1 protein-coding gene is annotated in these 466 nt (G+C 34.3%); it reads left to right on the top strand.

All coding sequences use genetic code 11. The features are described 5' to 3' along the window. Positions 1 to 292: hypothetical protein (locus CBW22_RS26580; RefSeq protein ID WP_217899547.1), on the top strand; the 292-nt coding region annotated here is incomplete at its 5' end. Positions 293 to 466 lie beyond the last annotated feature (174 nt).

Here is a 466-nt window from a genome sequence, read left to right as displayed (position 1 = left end):
GATAATTAATTATACTTTCCCTTATGTAGTGTCTTTTATGGGAATAAGTTACGACGATCCACAAAAGCTGATAGGCTTTATAGTTTTTCTTCTATGGATGTTCGCTATTACATATAAATCTGGTCAGATTCTAATGAATCCTCTTCTAATTATTATGAAGTGGAAACTTTATGAGGCAACAATTCTTATAAGTAACGCAGAAAAGGATGTGCGTATACTTACGCAAGGAGACCTAGACCTTGCGGATTTTAATGCTCAAACTATTCAAGATTTCTATATTGTCAAAGGATAAATAAATGCAAATACAATTTAATGCAATCAAGAATCATGATATTGTTAACAGTAGTGAATCGCCACGGATAATCTAGACACTTCTGAGCCGTCGATAATATTGATTTTCATATTCCGTCGGTGGCATCTGATCACTCGAACCATGCCGACGCTTACTGTTATAAAACATTTCGAT

The sequence above is a fragment of the Pantoea sp. VS1 genome (assembly GCF_002207995.1).
In the GTDB taxonomy this organism is placed as follows: domain Bacteria; phylum Pseudomonadota; class Gammaproteobacteria; order Enterobacterales; family Enterobacteriaceae; genus Pantoea; species Pantoea dispersa.
Note: the sequence above shows the minus strand (reverse complement) of the source record. Positions and strands in the feature narration are given on the sequence as shown.